Origin of the sequence: Burkholderia sp. LS-044, assembly GCF_004803625.1 — a bacterium.
Lineage (GTDB): Bacteria > Pseudomonadota > Gammaproteobacteria > Burkholderiales > Burkholderiaceae > Burkholderia > Burkholderia cepacia.
The window spans coordinates 79218-98212 of the sequence record NZ_SSWO01000012.1 but is presented as its reverse complement, the minus strand read 5'-3'; the positions used below and the strand labels follow the sequence as shown (position 1 = coordinate 98212).

General features: G+C 69.2%; 16 protein-coding genes. 10 read left to right on the top strand and 6 right to left on the bottom strand.

The features are described 5' to 3' along the window. Positions 1 to 27: 27 nt before the first annotated feature. Both E9536_RS27535 and ftsH read left to right on the top strand, forming a co-directional pair. Positions 28 to 537, top strand: a complete 510-nt coding sequence (locus E9536_RS27535) for a BCAM0308 family protein (RefSeq protein ID WP_060082646.1) — start codon at positions 28 to 30, stop codon at positions 535 to 537. A 33-nt stretch (positions 538 to 570) separates the two neighbouring features. Beyond that, positions 571 to 2484, top strand: coding sequence for an ATP-dependent zinc metalloprotease FtsH (gene ftsH / locus E9536_RS27530; RefSeq protein WP_059696770.1), 1914 nt, complete (start codon positions 571 to 573; stop codon positions 2482 to 2484). A 23-nt stretch (positions 2485 to 2507) separates the two neighbouring features. Here the strand turns inward: ftsH and E9536_RS27525 are convergent, their stop codons facing one another. Beyond that, entirely contained in the window at positions 2508 to 4301 is a 1794-nt protein-coding gene (locus E9536_RS27525; protein ID WP_136471337.1) for an adenosylcobalamin-dependent ribonucleoside-diphosphate reductase, read from the bottom strand. Between the two features lie 230 nt (positions 4302 to 4531). Here E9536_RS27525 and E9536_RS27520 point away from each other — a divergent pair, with 230 nt between their 5' ends. From E9536_RS27520 to E9536_RS27510, 3 genes are all read left to right on the top strand, one after another. Continuing rightward, the gene (locus E9536_RS27520; protein ID WP_060082643.1) at positions 4532 to 5494 is read left to right on the top strand and encodes a 1-phosphofructokinase family hexose kinase; all 963 of its coding nucleotides are present in this window, start codon (positions 4532 to 4534) and stop codon (positions 5492 to 5494) included. Continuing rightward, positions 5491 to 6282 carry a polysaccharide deacetylase family protein gene (locus E9536_RS27515; RefSeq protein WP_136471335.1) on the top strand — a complete coding sequence of 264 codons (792 nt, stop codon included), beginning with the start codon at positions 5491 to 5493 and terminating at the stop codon, positions 6280 to 6282. The genes E9536_RS27520 and E9536_RS27515 overlap by 4 nt, the downstream gene beginning before the upstream one ends. Positions 6283 to 6450: 168 nt before the next feature. Continuing rightward, complete coding sequence (locus E9536_RS27510) at positions 6451 to 6639, top strand: hypothetical protein (RefSeq protein WP_059696763.1); 189 nt, start codon at positions 6451 to 6453, stop codon at positions 6637 to 6639. Between the two features lie 32 nt (positions 6640 to 6671). On the opposite strand, the gene E9536_RS27505 is transcribed toward E9536_RS27510, so the two are convergent. Then, positions 6672 to 7184, bottom strand: a complete 513-nt coding sequence (locus E9536_RS27505) for a lecithin retinol acyltransferase family protein (RefSeq protein ID WP_059696761.1) — start codon at positions 7182 to 7184, stop codon at positions 6672 to 6674. Between the two features lie 451 nt (positions 7185 to 7635). Here E9536_RS27505 and E9536_RS27500 point away from each other — a divergent pair, with 451 nt between their 5' ends. The 4 genes from E9536_RS27500 (at position 7636) to E9536_RS27485 (ending at position 13320) form a co-directional block, all read left to right on the top strand. Next, positions 7636 to 8103 (top strand): hypothetical protein, encoded by a 468-nt coding sequence (locus tag E9536_RS27500; RefSeq protein ID WP_060082641.1) that lies wholly within the window; start codon positions 7636 to 7638, stop codon positions 8101 to 8103. 228 nt (positions 8104 to 8331) lie between these two features. Continuing rightward, a complete protein-coding gene (locus E9536_RS27495) occupies positions 8332 to 9552 on the top strand; it encodes a putative glycoside hydrolase (protein WP_060082729.1) in 1221 nt (406 codons plus the stop codon). Beyond that, a complete protein-coding gene (locus E9536_RS27490) occupies positions 9498 to 11891 on the top strand; it encodes an exo-beta-N-acetylmuramidase NamZ domain-containing protein (RefSeq protein WP_211097499.1) in 2394 nt (797 codons plus the stop codon). The genes E9536_RS27495 and E9536_RS27490 overlap by 55 nt, the downstream gene beginning before the upstream one ends. A 295-nt stretch (positions 11892 to 12186) precedes the next feature. Further along, the gene (locus E9536_RS27485) at positions 12187 to 13320 is read left to right on the top strand and encodes a TIGR03364 family FAD-dependent oxidoreductase (protein WP_247873515.1); all 1134 of its coding nucleotides are present in this window, start codon (positions 12187 to 12189) and stop codon (positions 13318 to 13320) included. Positions 13321 to 13407: 87 nt separating this feature from the next. On the opposite strand, the gene E9536_RS27480 is transcribed toward E9536_RS27485, so the two are convergent. After that, positions 13408 to 14055 (bottom strand): hypothetical protein, encoded by a 648-nt coding sequence (locus E9536_RS27480; protein ID WP_211097498.1) that lies wholly within the window; start codon positions 14053 to 14055, stop codon positions 13408 to 13410. A gap of 293 nt (positions 14056 to 14348) precedes the next feature. Here E9536_RS27480 and E9536_RS27475 point away from each other — a divergent pair, with 293 nt between their 5' ends. After that, on the top strand, positions 14349 to 15458 hold the full coding sequence (locus E9536_RS27475) for a DNA alkylation repair protein (protein WP_211097497.1): 1110 nt from the start codon (positions 14349 to 14351) through the stop codon (positions 15456 to 15458). 37 nt (positions 15459 to 15495) lie between these two features. Here E9536_RS27475 and E9536_RS27470 read toward each other — a convergent pair whose 3' ends face one another. From E9536_RS27470 to E9536_RS27460, 3 genes are all read right to left on the bottom strand, one after another. Then, entirely contained in the window at positions 15496 to 16128 is a 633-nt protein-coding gene (locus E9536_RS27470; RefSeq protein ID WP_060061308.1) for a hypothetical protein, read from the bottom strand. 33 nt (positions 16129 to 16161) lie between these two features. Beyond that, complete coding sequence (locus E9536_RS27465) at positions 16162 to 18033, bottom strand: hypothetical protein (RefSeq protein WP_059696753.1); 1872 nt, start codon at positions 18031 to 18033, stop codon at positions 16162 to 16164. Between the two features lie 173 nt (positions 18034 to 18206). Continuing rightward, positions 18207 to 18974 carry a hypothetical protein gene (locus E9536_RS27460; RefSeq protein ID WP_136471329.1) on the bottom strand — a complete coding sequence of 256 codons (768 nt, stop codon included), beginning with the start codon at positions 18972 to 18974 and terminating at the stop codon, positions 18207 to 18209. Positions 18975 to 18995 lie beyond the last annotated feature (21 nt).

The window sequence follows — 18995 nt, the reverse complement described above, 5'->3', positions numbered from 1 at the left end:
TGCCGTCCACTGCGAGGAGACGCAGTCATGAACCGTTCGAATTCCGGCCCCGGCCGACACCCTCTGCGCCACGACAGGCGCATGCAGCCGCATACGAAGGACAGTTACCGCGATCCGAAGCGGCCGAAGGGCGACAGGATCTGCGAAGGCTGCGGCGCCGTCTGCGACGCGGGCCGCTGGACGTGGTACGCGACGCCGCTCGACCGGCGCCAGCTCGAATGCCCGGCCTGCAAGCGCATGCGGGAAAACCTGCCGGCGGGCGAACTGGTGCTGCACGGCGCGTACCTGTGCGCGCACCGGGCGACGATTCTCGACCTGCTCGAGCGCCAGGCCATTCTGGAGACGAGCGAGCACGCGCTCGAACGCATCATGGAAATCGAGAAATCCGCCGATACGCTCGTCGTCCGCACGACGGGCGTGCACATGGTGCGACGGCTGGGGGAAGCGTTGCTGCATGCGCATCACGGCGATCTCGCGATCCACTATCGCGACGGCGAGGACATCCTGCGCGCGCAATGGACGCGCAACGACGCATGAACGGAGGGGTGTCCGGCGAGCGGGCCTGATGCGATGAAAAAATCATTCGATTACTCCGGACTGCTGATCCCGTTCGTGTTTGCCGCGCTGGTGGCGTATCAGCTGCTGATGACCCGGCCGGCAACAACGTCGATCCCGTATAGCGACTTTCACCGCCTGGTCGACGCGCGGCTCGTCGACGATCTGGACATCGGCCAGTCGTCGATCTCGGGCGTGCTGCGCATGCCCGAGGCCGCTGCGAACCTGCCGGCCTCCGACGCGGCCGCCGTGAAGAAGGCCGGGCCGCCGTGGCGCTTCACGACCAACCGGGTCGCTGACGATCGCCTCGTCACCGAACTCACGGCCGCCGGCATCCGCTATCGCGGCGTGTCGGATTCGGGCTGGCTGGAAACGCTTGCCGGGTGGATATTGCCGGTGATCGTCCTCATGACGTTCTGGAGCTTCATGATGCGCAGGCCGGGCGGGGTCCGGGACTTCAGCGGCATGGGAAAAAGCCAGGCACGCGTGTACGTGCAGCAGGAAACCGGCATCACGTTCGACGACATCGCCGGCATCGACGAGGCGAAGGCCGAGCTGCAGCAGATCGTCGCGTTCCTGCGCAACCCCGAACGCTACCAGCGGCTCGGCGGCAAGATCCCGAAGGGCGTGCTGATCGTCGGCGCGCCCGGCACCGGCAAGACGCTGCTCGCGCGCGCGGTGGCCGGCGAGGCGGCCGTGCCGTTCTTCACGATCAGCGGCTCGGCGTTCGTCGAGATGTTCGTCGGGGTCGGCGCGGCACGCGTGCGCGACCTGTTCGAGCAGGCCCAGCAGAAGGCGCCGTGCATCGTGTTCATCGACGAGCTCGATGCGCTCGGCAAGGCGCGCGGCGTCGGCCTGATGTCCGGCAACGACGAGCGCGAGCAGACGCTCAACCAGCTGCTCGTCGAGATGGACGGCTTCCAGGCCAATTCGGGCGTGATCATCATGGCCGCGACCAACCGGCCGGAGATCCTGGATCCGGCGTTGCTGCGGCCCGGGCGCTTCGACCGCCACATCGCGATCGACCGGCCCGACCTGACCGGCCGCAAGCAGATCCTTGCCGTGCACACGAAGCGCGTGAAGCTGGCCCCCGAGGTCGACCTTGCCGAGCTGGCGCAGCGCACGCCGGGCTTCGTCGGCGCCGATCTCGCGAACGTCGTCAACGAGGCCGCGCTGCATGCGGCCGAACTCGGCAAGCCGGCGATCGGCATGGCCGACTTCGACGAGGCGATCGATCGCGCGATGACGGGCATGGAGCGCAGGAGCCGCGTGATGAACGACGAGGAAAAGCGGACCATCGCGTACCACGAGGCGGGGCACGCGCTCATCGCGCAAAGCCGCGTGCATTGCGATCCGGTGAAGAAGGTGTCGATCATCCCGCGCGGCATCGCGGCGCTCGGCTACACGCAGCAGGTGCCGACCGAGGATCGCTACGTGCTGCGCAAGAGCGAGCTGCTCGAGCGGCTCGACGTCCTGCTCGGCGGCCGCGTCGCCGAGGAACTCGTGTTCGGCGACGTGTCGACGGGCGCGCAGAACGACCTCGAGCGAGCGACCGCGCTGGCGCGGCACATGGTCATGCAATACGGGATGAGCGCGAAGCTCGGCCTGGCGACGCTGGACGACGCGACGCCGCAAGGCGGTTCACCCGGCGTATGGACGCCGGGCGACGGCCGGTGCAGCGAACACACCGCGCAGTTGATCGACGAGGAGGTGCGCGCGCTGCTCGAAGACGCGCACGTCCGCGTCGCGGCGACGCTCGGCGAGCATCGCGACGCGCTGGAACGGATCGCGCGGTGCCTGCTGCAGCACGAGTCGATCGATCACGACACGCTGGTGGCGCTCATTACGCCGCCGGACGATCGCGGTGCGGCGCCCGAGCCGGCGCGAGCCGATGCGGAGCCGGTAGCGGCCACGGACACGTCGGCCTGACCCGCGACCGGCGATCGGGCTGCTCAACAGCCGATGCAGACCGCGCCGTCGCGCAGTTGCGCGGTGTCGTCGGTAACGACCGACGCGAGCCGCGGGTCGGGGCGGAACACCGTGATGCCCTTGAGCCGGTCGCGCCACGCCGCGAAGAACAGCGCGTCGACCTGCGCCAGCGAACATTGGCTGTCCAGCGTCACGGTCTTCGAGATGCCGGCGTCGACGCAGGGCTGGAGCGCCGCGAGCATCGCGACGTGATCGAGCGGTGCGATCTCGGCCGCGGTAGCGAAATAGTCCGGCAGCTCGACGCGGTCGCCATGCAGCGCGCGAAACAGCCGGTAAGCATGGTTCTGCACCCGGAACGCGTGCACCTGCCCGTCTGCCGTGCGGACCATCCGGCGCTGCGTCCAGCCGACGGCCGGCTCGATGCCGTTCGAGCAGTTGTCGCAGAACGCGAGACTGACGCTGCCGGCCGGCGCGAACGACAGCAGATGGCTGTTGCGCAGCCCGTGCCGGTCGATCGCGTGATGCACCTTCAGCGGCAGCCGCATGCGGTAGGCGGGGCCGGTCAGGTAAGCGGCCGGATCGTAGGCGGGAAACGCGCCGCGCTCGGCGGCCAGCGCGGCCGATGCGGCATACGCGTGCTCGCGCATCGTCAGCGCGATGCTGCGCGCACATGCGCGCGCCTCGACGCTGTCGTAGCGTAGCCGCAGCATCGTCAGCGCGTCGCCCAGGCCCGTCACGCCGACACCGATGCGCCGTGTCCGATGCGCTTCACGTGCATGAGCGGCGAGCGGCCATGCGGTGAGGTCGAGCACATCGTCGAGCAGGCGCACCTGGACGTGCACCGCGTCGACAAGCGCCGCGAAATCGAAGTGCGGCTCGCCGCCGATGCCGAACGGATGAAGCACGAACCGCGACAGGTCGATCGGCCCGAGCACGCAGCTGCCGTAGGGCGGCAGCGGCTGTTCGCCGCACGGATTCGTCGCGTCGATCCGCTCGTGCTCGCGCAACGGGTTTGCGTCGCGGATCGTGTCGAGGAACAGCAGCCCGGGTTCGGCGCTGTCGCGTGCGGCGTTGACGATCGTTTGCCACAGCTTGCGAGCAGGAACCGTCGCATGAAGGTAGCGCCCGTCCTGCCGCCGCGGCGACGCAACGTCGGCTGCGTGGCGCGGCGCGTGATGGACGAGCGCCCATGGCAGATCGTGCGCGACCGCTTCCATGAACGCGTCCGTGATGCCGACCGACAGGTTGAAGGTCGGCCAGCGCGATCGCCCGCGCTTGGCCGTGACGAACGCGGCCAGATCCGGATGATCGCAGCGCAGGACGCCCATCTGCGCGCCGCGGCGCGGGCCGGTGAACGGCAGCGTGCGGCACATCGCATCGAAGCGGTCGATCGCCGCGCAGGCGCCACGTTCGGACGACAGGCGGCGTTCGTACGCGCCGGCGGGCGGCACCGGCGAGAAGTCGTAGCCGATCCCGCCGCCCATCAGCAGCGTGAGCCGGGCGTCGTCGAGCGCCTGCGCGAGCGCCGCGTCGGTGCCTTGCAGCGGCGTCTCCACGGGAACCGCGAGCGGGTGGACGAAGCAGTTGATCATCGTTCCGCCTGCCGTCGAGCCGGCATTCGCCATGATGCGGCCGGCGCCGATCGCGCCGCGCTGCAGGTTCAGGAAGAACGTGCGCTCGGCCCGGGCGCGCAGCGCGGGCGGCTCGGCGAGTGACAGTGCACGGGCGACACGCTGGAAGACGGCCGCGCGCGACGTTTCGCCGGGCTGCGCATAGCGCTCGGCGAGCACGGTGGTGCAAAGCGGCTGCTCGTCCATGGCGGGGCTCGGCGACGACGGATGATTCACTGTAAGGGCCTGCCCGCCCGCGTCGTTGATCGAGCGCAATCCGGCACGGTTGCGGCATCGTTTGACGGTCGTCAACGCGGTGCGAAGGGGCATGCGTAAGGTGGTGGCAGGGCCGGCCTGCGTCGATGGCCGGAACGCGGCACGGCCGCGGGCGGGCGCCGCGCAAGCCCGCGAATCGTGTCTTCCACCGACCACGCGCCATGACCGAGATCGTTACCGTCACGTTGAATCCGGCCGTCGATGTCTCGACGTCGGTCGAACATATCGTCGATACGCACAAGCTGCGCTGCGCGCGACCCAGGCGGGACCCGGGCGGCGGCGGGATCAACGTCGCCCGGACCGTTCACCGGCTCGGCGGCGACTGCGTTGCGCTGTACCTGGCGGGCGGGCCGACGGGCGACGTGCTGACGCTGCTGCTCGAAGCCGAACACGTGCCGTCCGTCCGCCTGCGGATTGCCGGCGAGACGCGCGAGAACGTGTGCGTGACCGAGACCGCGACGGGGCGTGAATACCGTTTCCTGATGCCGGGGCCGTTGGTCACGGCCGCCGAGTGGCGCGACTGCGCGGCCCGCATCGCGGCCTTGCAACCCGCGCCGCGCTATCTCGTGCTGAGCGGCAGCCTGCCGCCCGGCGCGCCGGACGACCTGTATGCGACGCTCGCGCGGACGGCCGCGGCGAACGGCAGCCGGGTGGTCGTCGACGCGGCGGGCCCGGCGCTGCGCGCCGCCCTCGACGCCGGTGTCCATCTCGTGAAGCCCAGCCTCGACGAACTGAGCGCGCTGGCCGGTGAACCGCTCGACGAAGCGTCGGCATGCCGGAAGGCGGGCGAGCTCGTCGCGCAGGGGCGCGCCGACATCGTTGCGCTGACACTCGGCGCGCGCGGCGCATGGGTCGTCACGCGCGAGCGCGCGCTGCGCCTGCCGGGCAGGCCCGCGGCCGTGTGCAGCACGGTGGGTGCCGGCGACAGTTTCGTCGGCGGGATGATCTGGGCGCTGGCGCGTGGCGTGCCGTTCGACGACGCGTGCCGGTATGCGCTGGCGGCATCGGCCGCGTCGGTCGAGCATCCCGGTACGGCACTGTGTACACGCGAGGACGTCGAGCGGATTCATGCGGAACTGGTTGCGCAGGCACGCGGCACGGCCATGGCGCGAGGCGCGGCATGAGCTTGCGCGCGATCGTCTGCCTGCTGCTGCTGTCGTGCCTGCCGCGGATGTCGTCCGCCGGCGCCGGCACGGTCGCGCCCGTGTCGCAACGCGTGCTGATACTCGTCTATCACCGGTTTGCGACGCAACGCGTGGATTCGATGACGGTGCGCACCGGGACATTCATCGAGCAACTGCACGCGATCGAGGCGAGCGGCTACCGTATCGTGCCGCTCGCCGACGTCGTGCGCTGGCACGATGGCCGGACGGATGTGCTACCGGCGCGCGCGGTAGCGATCACGGTGGACGACGGTCACCGTTCCGTCTACGACGTGCTGCGCCCGCTGCTGGCGGCGCATCCGGTGCCGGTCACGCTGTTCATCTATCCGTCGGCGATTTCCAACGCCCGCTACGCGATGACGTGGGATCAGTTGCGCGCGCTCGGCCGATCCGGCGGATACGATATCGAGTCGCATACCTACTGGCATCCGAATTTCGCCACCGAGCGCGCGCGGCGCACTGAAGCGGATTACCAACGATTCGTCTCGTTCCAGTTGGACCGGTCGCGCGAGCGGCTCGAGTCCGAAACCGGTCGGCCGATCCGGCTGCTGGCCTGGCCGTTCGGCGTCCATGATGCGCAGACCGACCGGCTGGCCGCTCGCGAAGGCTATGTCGCGGCGTTCACGATCGATGCCCGCCCCGTTCGGCTGACGGATCTCCCGATGGCGTTGCCGCGCTATCTGATGACGGATGCGTGCGGCACGCGATGCATGAACGGATTGCTGCAAACCGCCGGGGACCAGCCGTGACCGGTCACCGGATCGCGGGGTTACCGCCATCGTTCGCCGATGTCGTCTCCGTCGGGGTTCACGCCGGGCCGGATCCCGTGGAGCCCGCTGCACCATCGCTTCGTTCCTGCCGCGATTACCGCCGGCCGGCACTGCGGGATCGGCCAGCCTGTACGAGCCGGACCGACCATGCCGTGGAATGACGAACGCTATCCGCCGTCGATGCGGAACCTGCCGCCGCCGGTTCGCGGCAAGGCGATCGAGATCGCCAACGCGCTGCTGCGGCAAGGGCGCGCCGAGGGCAGCGCGATCCGTATCGCGATCGCGCAGGCGAAACGTTGGGGGCGGGCGCATGCTGCCTTTCGCCCACGCGGGTGAGGGGCGGGGGCGTCAGGTCGATTCAGGTCGCGCTAGGCCCCGCATCGAGCCGGGCAGGCACGCGGCGCCGGCGTGCGTTCGACGGATGCCGCATGCAGCCGCCCGGCCAGCACGCACGCAAGCAGCATGGCGACGACCGCGATGCCGTGAAGCGGGTTGCGCAGGCACGACGCGACCTGCTCGCTCCTGCCGACGCCGAACAGGCACCACAGGCAGAAGTGTTCGCAGTTGTTGGTGAGCAGCCGGTAGCGGCATTCGCCGAGGCGCGAGGTTGCGCGCCGCGCCGCCTCCGTGCCGTCGTACGGAGCCCGCGCGTGCCGGACCATCGCGAGACCGAAACCGGCGCAGAAGTCGTCGAGGGAGACGACTTCGACCGGGCCGCCGCCCGGACTGCGTGCCAGGCCCGCGTAGTGGATCACGTTGCCGTTGCCGATGTAGATCCCGTGGTGAACGTAACCGGGGCGCCGGGTCACGAGGTGGGCGCCGACCGGAAGGTCGTGGTGCGGCGCGGCATCGTCGGCATGGGCTGTGTTCGGGTGAGTCATGGCCAGCTCCTGGAACTGGTGGCGGCCGTGCGGAACACTTGCTCGCGAGCCGCGGTACGCGTTGCATCCTGTCACGTCTCCAGTATTGGCGGCGGAACATGGCCGGACAATCAGCGCGGTCTGAGCTTGCTGTCCGACGTCGGGTCGCCGTGTCGGAAATTTCCGACGCGCCGCGCAATATCGGCTGACAGCCGGAACGGACAATGGCGCCGCGCCGCCGCGCGTGGCGCGTCGTGCGGGCCCGCCGCGCCGCCCGATCGTGAGCCGCGGGCCGGCTCGCCGCGCCGCTGGCCGGTCGGGAGCACTTGACCTGCGTCAACCGGAAATCGACGTTCCGCGCGACGCTGGCTTCGTCATCGATGCGAATGCGTCACGTCGCGGCACGCCGGCCGTGACGCGCCCGGACGAACGAGCCGCATCGCCACCCGCGTGCCTGAATCGGGAGAACGAAATGCGGACTGGAATCGTCGGGTCGCTACTGCTGTCGACCTGTTTGATGGCCGCCGCCGCGAGCGTGCCGGCTCAAGCGCTGCCCGAGCCGATCGTGCGGAACGGTGCCGTATACATCACGGGCGGCGTCGGCGAGGAGGAAGTCGCGGCGTTTCGCGCCGCTGCGCCGCGTTACAACCTGCGGATCACGTTCGCGACGAAGGCCGGTCATTACCTGTCCGACATCGACGTCACGTTGGCGTCCGGCAAGTCGACGATCCTCGACGCGCACACGGCCGGCCCGTTCCTGTTCGCGCGCGTGCCGCCGGGGCGATATACGGTATCGGCGCGCGATCGGGCCGTTCAGGAAGTCCGTCACGTCGTCGTGCCGGCGCACGGCGCCGTCGATATGCGGTTCTACTGGCGGAACCCGGACCGGCGCGATGTGATGCGGCTTTGCAGCGGTTGTCCGGGCGCAGGCACGCCCTAGACGCGCATTGCGATCGACGCGTTTCGGGCAGCGGCGCAGCGCGTGCCGTTGATCTGCCTCACGCGGCGTGGCGGCGGATTCGCAACAATATCCGCAGGAATTCGCGTCGCGAGGTGTGCTTTGAAGAATCGGGCAATCGTCCATTGGCCGCGTGCCGGGCGGCACCGGCATGAGCCGTTTCGAGGCGGATGGCAGGGCGCAGCGACGCTCGGCCGCGTGCTGGCGGGCATGCTGCTGGCGCTCGCGTGTGTCGCCGCCCGGGCGGGAACCGTCCCGGTGACGGTCGTCGATGCCGGCAGCGGCCGGCCGGTGTCGGGTGCGCTCGGTTATGCGTCGGGCAGCAGCCTGGTCGCATCGGCCGCCGGCATGTTTGCCGCGCCGGCGGGCGACGTGACGCTCAGCGTGACCGCGCCCGGCTATGCACGCGCGGAGGTCGTGCTCGCCGCCGGCGAGACGGCACGCACGGTGCGGCTCGTCCCGTTCCGTCCGAAGGCCGTCTACCTGTCGGTCTACGGTGTCGCGGATCGCACGCTGCGCGACGCGGCGCTCGCGCTCCCGGGCCGCACGGCCGTCAACGCGTTCGTGATCGACGTGAAGGGCGATCGCGGGATGACGCCGTATCGCAGCGACGCACGCGAAGCGATCGGCGCGGCCAGCGGCGAGCCGGGCCCGCGCGTCGCGGACCTGCCGGCGCTGATCCGCGCATTCCACCTGCGCGGGCTCTACCTGATCGCGCGCATCGTCGTATTCAAGGACGATCCGCTCGCGGCCGCCCATCCCGACTGGGCGGTGCACGACGCGGCCGGCGGAATCTGGCGTGATCGCGAGCATCTGCGCTGGATCGATCCGACCGTGCGCGCCGCGTGGGAACACAACTTCGATGTGGCCGAGGAGGCCGCGCGGATGGGTTTCGACGAGATCCAGTTCGACTATCTGCGCTTTCCGGATGCGAGCGGCCTGCGGTTCCACGAACCCAACACCGAGGCGAACCGCGTGGCCGCGATCACCGGATTCCTGGAGGGCGCGCGCGCACGGTTGCGGCCTTACAACCGCTACCTGTCGGCCGATATCTTCGGCTACGTGTGCTGGAATGCCGACGACACGCAGATCGGGCAGCGGCTCGGCTCACTGGGCGGGCTGGTCGATTACATTTCGCCGATGCTGTATCCGTCGGGCTTCACGTGGGGGCTGCCGGGCTGCCGCAAGCCGACCGATCACCCCGGCGAGATCGTCGGGCGGTCGCTCGCGGAAGCGATGCGCCGCACGGGGCTCGACGGCGTGCGGTTCCGGCCGTGGCTGCAGGCATTTCGCGACTATGCGTTCGACCGGCGCGCGTTCGACGCGGCGGACATCCGCGCGCAGGTCGACGCCGCGGACGCGGCCGGCACGGACGGATGGATGCTGTGGAATCCGCGCAATCGTTACGATCCCGCTGCGCTGCCGCGCTGACCGGTGCGCTGCTGTTCGCGCTGGCGCCGGCCGGCGCTCGCGCGGTGCGCGACGCGGCACCGGCGACGGCGACGGCGGCGCAACGCCAGGCGGCCGCGATCGATGCGGCGATCGCGGCTGAAATCGCCGACGGCCATCTTGCCGGCGCGGTCGTCGTGACCGGCGACGCGGACGGCGTGCAGGTGCGCGTGGCGCGCGGCTTGCGGGTGACGGGTGAGCACGCGGAGGCGATGACGGCCGATACCGTCTTCGATCTCGCGTCGCTGACCAAGCCCGTGGCGACGGCAGTCGCGATCTTCCAGCTCGCGGAGCGCGGCCTGCTGGGCCTCGACGCACCGGCCGCGCGCTACTGGCCCGCATTCGCGGCGCACGGCAAGGACACGATCACGATCCGCCAGCTGCTCGCGCACGTGTCGGGCCTGCCGGCCGGCGTGTCGTCGTCGCGCGCATTGCGCAGCCGTGCGGCCGTGCTGGCCGACATCGTCGCGATGACGCCCGCGGAGCCTCCCGGCACCCGTGTGCGCTACAGCGACGTCAACTACGTGGCGCTCGGCGAGATCGTCGCGCGCGTGTCGGGGCAGCCGCTCGACACATGGTGTGCGGGTCACGTGTTCGCGCCGCTCGGCATGGCCGATACCACCTTCAGGCCGGGCACGGCGATACGGGCGCGCGTCGCGCCGACGCTCGTTCGCGACGGGCGGTTGCTCAGGGGGCGCGTGCACGATCCCGTCGCGGCGGCGATGGGCGGTGTCGCGGGCAATGCGGGGTTGTTCTCGAGTGCCGGCGATCTGGCGCGCTTCGCGCGCATGCTCCTGAACGGCGGCACGCTCGGCGAGACACGCGTGCTCGGCGACGGCAGTGTCGCCGCGCTCGAGACGCCGGCCACGCTCGACGCCGAAGGCGACTGGCATACGCCCGGCTGGCGGGTCGGGCCGCCGCTCGTGGCGAACCGCTACCGGCTGCCGCCGGCCGGTGCGCTGGAGCATCTCGGCTATACGGGCACGGCGCTGTGGATCGATCCCGTGACGCGCCGTTTCGCGATCGTGCTGACGAGCCGGCTGTATCCCGACGAAACCGGCACCGCGATGCCGCTGCGCGCGCTCGTGGTCGGCCTCGTATCGAGCGCGGCCGCGCCGGTGACGTCATTGCAGATCGCGACACGCGTGCCGACGATGGCTGCGGCCATCGCGCAGGCCGGCCGGTTGCCGGTTTCGCGCGGGCCGGTGCTGGCCGGCATCGACGTGCTCGCGGCAAGCGGCTTCGCCGCCGTGGCCGGCAAGCGAATCGCATTCCTGACCAACAGGAGCGGATTCGACCGGTTCGGCCGGCGTTCGGCCGACCTGCTCGCACGGGTGCCGGGCGCGCGGCTCGTCGCGCTGTTCGCGCCCGAGCACGGGCTCGGCACGGATGTCGACGAAACGTTCGGCGACACGACCGACGCCGCGACCGGCGTGACCGTTCACAGCCTCTACGGGGACCGGCGCAGGATCGCGCCCGAGTGGCTCGCCGACGTCGACGTGCTGGTGATCGACCTGCAGGATGCAGGCGTGCGCTTCTTCACGTATCTGGCCACGCTCGGCTACGCGCTGGAGGCAGCGGCCGCCGCGCACCGCCCGGTGCTCGTGCTCGACCGCCCCGACCCGCTGGGCGCCGACGTGGTCGGCGGCCCCGTGGCCGATGCCGAGCCGGCGACGTTCACCGGTTATTACCCGTTGCCGCTGCAGCCCGGCATGACGCTCGGCGAGCTCGCGCGGCTCTTCAATGCGCGCCTGCATATCGGCGCGGCGCTCACCGTGGTGCCGATGGCGAACTACGCACGCGCGATGCGTTTCGACGACACCGGGCTCGGCTGGGTGCCGCCGTCGCCGAATTTGCGGGATGGCGCCGCCGTGTCGCTCTATCCGGAGACGGGGCTCATCGAGGGGGCGGCACTCAGCGTGGGGCGCGGAACCGCGACGCCGTTCGGCATGGTCGGCGCGCCGTGGATCGACGGGCGCGTGCTCGCCGGCGATCTTCGCGCGACGGGGCTGGGTGCGACGTTCACGCCGGTCCGGTTCGTACCGACGGAGGGGCCGTATCGCGGCAGGTTGTGCGAAGGCGTGCACATCCAGCGGCGGCCCGGCGCGACGTGGCCGGGTGAAATCGGGCTGGCGCTCGCGCTGGCGTTGCGTCGGCGATATCCGGTGCAATTCCGGATCGATGCAATCCGCGCGTCGATCGGCTCGCGCGAAGTGGCAGACATGCTGGATGCGGGGCGGCCGCTCGGCGATATCGAACGGGTGGTCGAGACGCGGAGCGTTGCGTTCGCGCGCGAACGTGCGGCATTTCTGCTGTACTGACCTCGGCATCGCGCTGTCCTGCCGCGCCGGTCACGTTGCGCCACGCGCCGGCTACGGCATGTGCGAATGCCGCGCACCAACGGATCGATGCGATTCTCCACGGCGTCGTGCAATGGCAAAATTTGCCAAAACATGCCGTTTTGTGGCTTTTTCACGCGGATGTCATCTCGCGTCGCGATAGTGCGGGATCGCGCGCCAGTCCCGGGGATCTACCCGAGGAACGCGGCGCACTGCAACCGATACGCACGCTCCGAACGGGCGGTGTATCACATCTCGACAGAAGGAGCGTGCCATCGTGAACGCCATCGCAGCGGCGGATGCTTACGACGTGATCGTCGTCGGCGCGGGCATCGTCGGCCTCGCCCATGCCTATACGGCGGCGCTCGAGGGGCTGCGCGTCTGCGTGATCGAACGCGACGCCGCATGCGTGGGCGCGTCGATCCGCAATTTCGGTTTCGTCACGGTTACCGGGCAGCACGCCGGGCACAGCTGGCGGCGTGCGCGGGCGAGCCGCGAGGTCTGGGCGGACGTGGCGCCGCAAGCCGGCATCGACGTGCTTCACAAGGGCCTGCACCTGATTGCGCGTCGCCCCGAGGCGATGTACCTGATCGATGCGTTCATGCAGACCGGCATGGCCGACGGCTGCCGGATCATGACGCCCGGCGAAGCGGCGGCCGTGGCGCCCGAGCTGCGGCTGGACGGCGCGCAGGGCGTCCTGCACAGCCCGCATGAACTGCGCATCGAGCCGCGTACCGCGATCGGGTTGCTGGCGTCATGGCTGGCCGAACGCTTCGGCGTGCGGTTCCGCTACGGCGAGCTGGTGCACGAGGTGCGCACGCCGACGGTACGGACGTCGCGCGGCGTGCTGCACGCGGAGCGCGTGATCGTCTGCGGCAATGCGGACAGCCGTCACCTGTACGGCGACTGGTTCGCGCGGCACGAGGTCCGCCTGTGCCAGTTGCAGATGCTGCGCGTGCGGCCGCGCCGCCCGCTGGCGCTGCGCGCCGCGGTGATGAGCGACCTGAGCCTGCTGCGTTACGCGGGTTTTGCGGCGCTGCCCGCCGCCGGCGCGTTGCGTGCGCGCCTGAACGCGGAGGAGCCCGTATGCGTCGGGTACGGCATCCACCTGATCGTGGTGCAGAGCGCTGACGGCAGTCTCGTGGTGGGCGATTCGCATGAATACGGCGCCGCACCGCTGCCGTTCGCAACGCAGGAGATCGATGCGCAGATCCTGCGCCTGCTGCACGAGACGCTCGATGTGCCGGAGCTGGATGTGGTCGAACGCTGGACCGGCAGCTATCCGTCGGCGCCCGATGCCGATTGCGTGATCGAAGCGCCGGACGACGGCACGCGTGTCGTCGTCGTGACGAGCGGCGCCGGGATGAGCACGGGCTTCGGGATCGCGCAGGACGTGTTTGCCGCGTGGTGACGGCGTGGACGAGCCGGGGAGGCTCGCGCGGCTGAACCGGCCGGCGCCTGCCGATCGACAGCAGGCACCGGCGCGATCATGCAGCCGTCACGCGTGACGGCGTGCGCCGCATTCGCCGCAGAACAGGTCGTCGGCGGCCATCGGCTTGTGACATTGCGCACACGCCGTGGCTTCGTCCGTGGCGGGCGGTGCCGTATCCGACGCCGGCAGCGAAGCCGTGCCGGCCGCACCGGCGGCGTGTGACGCGCGTGCTTTCGCGAGGTGATCGGCGGCGCGCTCGCGTGCCTGTTCGGCGTGGCGTTTCGCGTCCGCGACGTGCTGGCTCAGTTTCTCTTCGGTCGCGGAGAAATCGACGCCGCTGATCGTCTGCAGATAGATGAGGCACGTGCCGTTGACGAACGTCAGGAACGGGATCACGAGGCCGATCGCGACCAGCAGGCCGTTGCCGAAGCCGTACGCGCCCAGATAGGCCATGCTGCGGTAGTCGAATCCGCCTTCCGCCGCGTCCGCGCCGAGGCCGTACGCGCCGGCATGACGGCCGAAGCCGCCCAGGCCGCCGAGCGTGCTCATCAGGCCGCCCAGCGGGCTGGTGCCGGTTGCCGCCGAGATCGACGATGCGATCGCGGCGCCCGTGCCGAGAATGCCGAGTACGACCGCGGACAGGACGCCGACGAGCAGCAGCAGCCCGAACATCCTGACGATCACGCCGAGCAGCTGGCGGCGGCCGATCTGCAACAGGCGCGCGGCGGTCTGCAGCGTCGAGTTGCCTTGCCAGATGGCGGGCGCGGCCAGCGGTCAGTTGCGAAACCGGCTTTTCGGCGACGATCCATCCGCTGAGCCGCGGCGAGAACCGACGCATGAATGAATACCGTGCTCTCGCTCGCGATTCGCGATCCGCCCGTGCCGGCTGTACGCGCATCGGCGCAAGCCGGACAGGTAAAGTCTGCTGACAGAATCTGGCAGGGGCTTCGGCGATACTGTGCGTTTTCGCACCCGATGATCCGCGACGCGCGTCGGATCTCCACGTCATGACAACCACTCAAGTTCCCGTCCCGTTGAAGGAGTCGCTGGGGAAGCCGCAATTCCATGCGCTGTCCGACGCGCTGCATTCGATCGAGCCTGCCTTCGACCGGCCGGCATTTCTGGCGACGGCGCTCGAAGGCCTCGACGGCTTGACGTTGATGGAGCGCGTCAGGCGCGCCAGTCTCGCGATCGACACGGGCGCACGGCCGCTGCCGGGCGGGTACGATGCCGTGCTGGCGTTGTTGCAGGAGGCCGCGCCGCGATTGGGCCGGGGTTTCGTATCGCTCATCGCGCCCGATTACGTCGGGCAGTACGGTCGTCACGCGTTCGACCGCTCGATGGACGCGCTGAAATACTTCACGCCGTTCGGCACGTCGGAATTCGCGGTGCGCGAATTCCTGCGCATCGACCTGGCGCGTGCGCTCGCAACGATGGAAGCCTGGTCGCACGATGCGGACGATGCCGTGCGCCGGCTGGCGAGCGAGGGAAGTCGCCCGCGTCTGCCCTGGTCGTTCCGGCTCCGCGAGATCGAGGCCGACCCGTCGCTGGCCGCGCGGATTCTCGACAACCTTCGCTCCGACCCGAGCGCCTATGTGCGCCGCTCGGTCGCGAATCACCTGAACGACGTGGCGAAGACGCATCCGGCGTGGGTGCTCGATCGGGCCGAACGATGGGGCGGCGACCATCCGCATACGCGATGGATCGTCCGTCATGCGCTCCGCACGCTCGTGAAGCAGGGCAATGCGCGAGCGCTCGCGCTCCTGGGTGCCGACAGCGCGCCGCGTCTGGAAATCGGCCCGTTCGGCGTGACGCCCGCGCAGGTGGTGCTCGGCGAGTCGATTACGCTCGCGTGCGAGCTGCAATCGACGGCCGAGACCGCGCAGCGGCTCGTCGTCGATTACCGTATCGCGTATGTGAAGCAGAATGGCGACGCGTCGCCGAAGGTGTTCAAGCTGAAGGGGCTGACGCTCGAACCCGGGCAACGCGTCACGCTGCAGCATAGTCGTCCGATGCGCGATTTCACGACGCGCCGGCACTATGCGGGCCGGCACGAGGTGGAGCTGATCGTCAACGGTCAGGTCGTTGCGCGATCGTTTTTCGAGCTCGCCGTGTGAGTCAATTCAGTGCCTGCGCAAAGGCAGGAGGCTTGCGCTATTGCACCAGTACCGCCTTGACGCAAGCCGGACCCGGTGGCTCGCCGTTATCGGAGTGTGCGCCGATGGCGTAGACCGAGACATGCATGCGTTGACGCTCGAAAGCATCGAAGAGCCATCGGCCGTGTTCGCCATAGTGAGGGTGACGACTGAACCCCATGGACTCCAGTGCCTCCGTGAACCGGGCGAAGTCGGGCTCGCACGCCGGCAACGGGGAGGCCGGCGCGCCGGGAATCGGATCGAACATCAGATCCACACGCGTACCGGTATCACCGATCGTCAGCCGTTGGAGACTGAATGCCCAGTTGCCCGGCAGGCGTTGACCATAGCCGAACTGATCCTTGTCGATCGCTTTGGTCTGCACGCCAAAGATGCGGTGTACCGTTTCGGGCGTGATGTCGGTCACCTGGCTGCTGTCCTGAAGCAGCGCCAGCATGCGTTGTAGCGCCTGCGTCGTGCTCAGGTTCGCCGGCGCCCGGGATTCGACGGGCGATTCGCCTGCGCGGTCCGGCGCGGCCGAGTCCGCGAGCTGTCCGTATACGCAGTCAAAGGGCAAGCAAAAACTCAAGGCCGCCACGACAACCCCCGACGTGCGGAACAGGCTGCGGGCAATGGGCGGTTTGGCGGTCATGGCAATGTCCGGCGCGATGTTCGGGGCATGCGTCTAACGCACGCCAAGCGAATAGTCCTGGCCGTACACCGAGCGAAGTTCTCCCGGCTTGCCCAGGAGCCTGAGCGGGCGATACCTGGCGTTGGACAGGATGCGCGTGGCGCGCGGGTAGAACCCCGGGTCGGAAGCCAGCCCCCTTACGTGCGCCATGTCGGCCGCGATGCGCGTGAGCGTGTAGCGCGTCAGGTCGCACTGGATCTGGCCGCCGGCGATCTCGCAGGCTTGCTTGTCGTAGTCCGCGTTGGGCGGGGTAGGGTACAGGCCGTCGATCACGATGGCTTCGCCCGGCGCTACGCTGAACGAAGCAAATTCGCGCTTGAGCCTGGTCGAGACTGCCAGCCCGTCGACGGATTTCTCGCGGGTGACGGTCTTCCATCCCGCAGGCTCGGTCATCTCCGACACCGTGCTCTTTTCCGTCGCCCAGAATGCGCAGCCGCCGCTCTGGACGAAGACCGACGAGCAGTACGTATTCGTGACCTCACGGTCACGATACTGCGCGTTGAACCATTCCTGCGACTGGATGAAGTCGGTGTTCTTCTTGGGCAGCAAGGCGATCAGCCCCAGCGGCGAGCTGCCCGGCTTCTGCCGGGTGCCGAGTTGCGACATCGCCTCGGAGGTCGTTTCGTAGGTGTTGCCGGCGACGGTGTACGTGCCCGGATTGACGATGTAGACGAAGTACTGGGCGTTGCCCGCCACGAAGGTCGATACGTAGCCGTGCAGCCCCACTTCGGTGAAGGGTTCGTCCGGCCCCACGCGTATCACGTCATGGGCATCGGTCTTGTTTTGCCAGATGGTGGTGGCCGTCACGTCGGTACGGAACGCCCATTTCCTTGGGTCGATCGCCTCGTTGCCGGTGTATTTTTTGTCGAGGTTGATCGCGGGCACGATCACGAGGGACTTGCCGGCCACCACGGCGCGGTTGATCAGCCAGTCGATGCCGGTGTGCCAGCTTTCCAGCTTGCGCTCGCGGGGAAGCGCCGGGGGCGCTTTCGATTCGCCCGGTGGTGCTGCCGTCATGGCCGCGACGAGCGTGCAGATTTCCTTGCGCAGCGTTTCGTCGTCCATCTCCTGCTTCGGGTTGAGTCGTGCGACCACGGAGATCACGCCCAGCGCCTCCTCCAGCATGAAGCGGATCGGGAACGAGCGCTTCTCTCCCTGTTCCGGGAGCGGCTGGACGATCGTGACGTCGGTCAGCGTGCCGTATCGTTCGTTCGACGTCACGCTCAGCTTTGCCGCGGTGGCGGCTTGTGTCAGCCGCGAGGCCGCGTCGGCCGGGTTCAGCGCCTTGATCGGCAACCAGGTGGTGTAGTGGCGGCCCGTGACGCCATCCAGCGCGGGGCGGAAGTTATAGGTGCAGGTGGTAAAGGCGGGCGCGCCGAGAAACGCGTCGCTGGACGACGCGGGCGCCGTGGCGGCCACGCCTGAGCCCACTGCGTTGCGGCTCATGTCGACGCGGCCGAGCATGCCGCACATGCCGCCCCGGATGGCTTCGGGTGCTGCCTGCATGCCCGGGGGCAACGTCGTCGCCACGGAAATGGTTTTCGTGTCCTGATTGGCCGTCAGCGTAATGGCGAAGCCGCGTGCGCGGTCGCTTTGCTTTTGCTGGATGGTCAACTGGCCCGCCGGGCCGGTGTAATTTTCGTCGCCGATCACGAAGCCGTCGCTCGCGGCAATCTGCTTGAGTTGCGCGATGGCGTTGCGTGCGTCCAGTCCCGGCACCGTGGAGAAGGTCGAGAAGCGCGTGCCGGTGCCGGTGTCGGCTTCACGCCTGAAATTGGCCTCGCAACCGGCCGCAGCCGCGGCGTGGTGCCAGCCGAGACCCAGCATCAGCCCGGCGAAGGCCAGGCGCAGGCGTGCGGAACGCATGGTGCTGCGTTTCCCGTGTAGTGATGTCGTCACGTCGATGTCCCCCAGTCGATCAGAAGTTCAGGTGTGCGGTCGAGCGCTCGACGCCTCGCGGTTTCGGCTGCCGTTGCGGCCGCGGGCAGGTGTCGTCATGCACGGCGCGTGCGAGCGGCGCGATGTCGAGGCGCGCTCGCTCAGGCGTCGGCGCGCTTGCACCGCATGCTCGTGATACGTTGGTCCGGCCTGTTGCGGTAGAACACGAAGGTGGTTGCCCCGGGGCCGTGCTTGCCGCCATCTTCGTCGACGTAGGTTTCGGCAAACACCGGTACGGCCGCGTTGGCGATACTGACCCGGTAGAACACGTTCTTTTGCGTGTTGGGTGCGGTGGTGCCGTAGTCCCGCGCGCAACTGCCGGCGATGCGCTTGACCGCGGCACCTCTGCCGAACTGGCGCAGCAGAATGTCCTGCGTGTCGTCGTTCGGGTAGAACTTCCGCAGCACGATCGACAGGACGGCGGTCGCATTGCCGTTGAGTACGACGCCGACGTGGCCTTCGTTGTCTTTTTTGACGCCGGCGCTCTCGCCGACCTTGCCGTCCGGCACGTCCACCTCGCCAAAACCCGCAAGCAGCAGGCTGCCGCCACGGTAGCGCGTGGCCTCGCGGGCGTTCGTGTCCGGATTGACGAGCGGCCCGGCGTCGTCCCAGTGCACGCCGGTGACGCTGTCGAACGCTGGCCAGGTTGCCGGCTTCACTCCGCCGAACACGCCCAACAGCGCCTGCAGCGGCAAATCCGCGGCCATCGCCGGCTCATGGGGGGCAGGCCGGGATGCGGCGGACGCAGGTGCTGTCATCGGGCGGACGGACGGCGTGGCGCGCTCGCACGCGTTCAGGCCGACCAGCAGCGCGCAAGCGGACAGCGTACGCAAGACGTTGGCCGAGGTTCGCATGGGCAGACGTTGCATGAGGCGCTCCGCATTCATGGA